Consider the following 2,773-nt stretch of genomic DNA (forward strand, 5'->3'; position numbering starts at 1 on the left):
ACCCGCTCCGGAGTCACTGCGATCATCGAGCCTTCGCTATGCCAGGCCCCTAGCACGCAGCGAAAAGCCGGTTCGCCGTTGGCGGTCAGCTCGTGCACCGCCGGGCGGTGGGTATGACCATGGATAAGCCACTGTACCTTATGACGTTCCAGTGCATGGCTCACTGCCTGCTGGTTCACATCCATAATGGTAAGCGATTTGCTGCTGTTAGCCGCTTTGCTGTCGGCGCGCATCTTCGCGGCCACCTTATGGCGGATAAACAGCGGCAGAGCAAGAAACAGCTTTTGTAGCCAGGGCTGGTGGACCTTGGCACGAAACGCCTGGTAGCCCGCGTCGTCGGTGCACAGGGTATCGCCGTGCATAATCAGCACCCGGCGACCGTAGAGGTCGAGTACCACCTCTTCCGGCAGCAGCGTCATGCCGCTCTCGCGAGCGAAGCGCTTGCCCAGCAGGAAATCACGGTTGCCGTGAATAAAGTAGCAGGGGACGCCGCTGTCGCTCAGCGCTCTGAGGGCGGCCGCGATCTGCTGATGCAGGGGATTGGGATCGTCGTCGCCAATCCAGGCTTCAAAGAGATCGCCCAAAATATAGAGCGCGTCGGCGTCACGCGCCGTACCGGCCAGAAAACGTAGAAAACCGGCGGTGATCGCCGGTTCTTCTGTACACAGATGGAGATCTGCGATGAAAAGCGTCGCCACGATTACTCGCTGACGGTCACGTTTTCGATGATCACGTCTTCTTTAGGAACGTCCTGGTGCATGCCGCTGCGACCGGTAGAGACCGCTTTGATTTTGTCGACCACGTCCATGCCTTCAACCACTTCAGCAAATACACAGTAGCCCCAGCCCTGCATGTTTTCACCGCTGAAGTTCAGGAAGTCGTTGTCTGCCACGTTGATGAAGAACTGGGCAGTAGCAGAGTGCGGTGCCTGGGTACGGGCCATTGCCAGCGTGCCACGGGTGTTTTTCAGGCCGTTGTTCGCTTCGTTTTTGATCGCGTCTTTGGTTGCTTTCTGATTCATGCCCGGCTCAAAGCCGCCGCCCTGGATCATAAAGCCATTGATAACACGGTGGAAAATGGTGTTGTTGTAGAAACCTTCGCGGCAGTAGTCCAGGAAGTTCTTAACAGTTTCAGGCGCTTTGTCATCAAACGTTTTGATTACGATATCGCCGTGATTAGTGTGGAAAGTAACCATTTTTGCATCCTGTTCCGGTAGTGTAGAGCATCGACCCAGCTGTGGGTCACGTATAGTCGCCTGTTATAGCATAACCGCAAGGTTCGATCACCTTGCAAAGGGTGCTGCTTCGGTTATCAATTATGGGTATCATACCCACTTCATTCTCCACACACGTCTCAACGGAATCTTTGATGCTAAAAATTTATAACACCCTGACGCGCCAAAAAGAGGAATTTAAACCTATTCATGCCGGGAAGGTTGGCATGTACGTGTGTGGTATCACCGTTTACGATCTCTGTCATATCGGCCATGGCCGGACCTTCGTCTCCTTCGACGTAGTATCCCGCTACCTGCGTTTCCTTGGCTATGAGCTGAAGTACGTGCGTAACATCACCGATATCGACGACAAGATCATCAAACGTGCTAACGAAAACGGCGAGAGCTTTGTCGCGCTGGTGGATCGCATGATCGGCGAGATGCACGCTGATTTCGACGCCCTGAACATCCTGCGTCCTGACAGCGAGCCGCGCGCCACCCACCATATTCACGAAATCATCGAGATCACCGAGCGCCTGATCGAACGCGGTCATGCCTACGTGGCCGACAACGGCGACGTGATGTTCTCCGTGCCCACCGATCCCAACTACGGCAAGCTGTCGCGCCAGGATCTGGAGCAGCTGCAGGCCGGAGCTCGCGTTGAAGTCGCTGAGATCAAACGCAACCCGATGGATTTCGTGCTGTGGAAGATGTCCAAGCCGGGCGAGCCGAGCTGGCCTTCACCGTGGGGCGAGGGGCGTCCGGGCTGGCACATTGAGTGCTCGGCGATGAACTGCAAGCAGCTGGGTCACCATTTCGACATTCACGGCGGCGGATCGGACCTGATGTTCCCGCATCACGAAAACGAAATTGCCCAGTCTACCTGCGCCCACGACGGCGAGTACGTGAACTACTGGATGCACTCCGGCATGGTGATGGTTGACCGCGAGAAGATGTCGAAATCGCTGGGCAACTTCTTTACCGTACGCGACGTGCTGAAGTATTACGATGCGGAGACCATCCGTTACTTCCTAATGTCCGGTCACTATCGCAGCCAGCTCAACTACAGCGAAGAGAACCTCAAGCAGGCGCGTTCGGCGCTGGAGCGTCTCTACACCGCGCTGCGCGGCACTGACACATCCGTTGCCGCAGCGGGCGGCGACGCCTTTGAAGCGCGCTTTGTCGAGGCGATGGACGATGACTTCAACACCCCGGAAGCCTACTCGGTGCTGTTCGACATGGCCCGCGACGTTAACCGTCTGAAGAGCGAAGACATGCAGGCGGCGAACGCCATGGCATCCCATCTGCGCAAGCTGGCTGCCGTGCTCGGCCTGCTAGAGCAGGAGCCGGAAGCTTTCCTGCAGAGCGGTGCGCAGGCGGACGACGGTGAAGTTGCAGAGATTGAAGCCCTGATCCAGCAGCGTCTGGACGCGCGGAAAGCGAAAGACTGGGCGGCGGCGGATGCGGCGCGTGACCGTCTGAACGAGATGGGGATCGTGCTGGAAGATGGCCCGCAGGGAACCACCTGGCGTCGTAAGTAAGCGTGTTGTGCCCGGTGGC

Annotated in this window: 3 protein-coding genes; 1 reads left to right on the forward strand and 2 read right to left on the reverse strand. The window is 57.2% G+C overall.

Features of this window, described 5'->3' with window-relative positions:
- Both lpxH and ppiB read right to left on the reverse strand, forming a co-directional pair.
- The coding region (gene lpxH, locus FN633_RS08655) for a UDP-2,3-diacylglucosamine diphosphatase (protein ID WP_154058868.1) at positions 1–698 on the reverse strand (698 nt) is incomplete at its 3' end.
- Positions 699–700: 2 nt separating this feature from the next.
- Positions 701–1,195, reverse strand: coding sequence for a peptidylprolyl isomerase B (ppiB, locus tag FN633_RS08660; protein ID WP_042391734.1), 495 nt, complete (start codon positions 1,193–1,195; stop codon positions 701–703).
- Positions 1,196–1,368: 173 nt separating this feature from the next.
- Between ppiB and cysS the strand changes: the two genes are divergently transcribed.
- Positions 1,369–2,754, forward strand: a complete 1,386-nt coding sequence (gene cysS / locus FN633_RS08665; RefSeq protein ID WP_154057434.1) for a cysteine--tRNA ligase — start codon at positions 1,369–1,371, stop codon at positions 2,752–2,754.
- The last annotated feature ends 19 nt before the right edge of the window (positions 2,755–2,773 follow it).

Origin of the sequence: Pseudescherichia vulneris (assembly GCF_902164725.1) — a bacterium.
Classification (GTDB): domain Bacteria; phylum Pseudomonadota; class Gammaproteobacteria; order Enterobacterales; family Enterobacteriaceae; genus Pseudescherichia; species Pseudescherichia vulneris.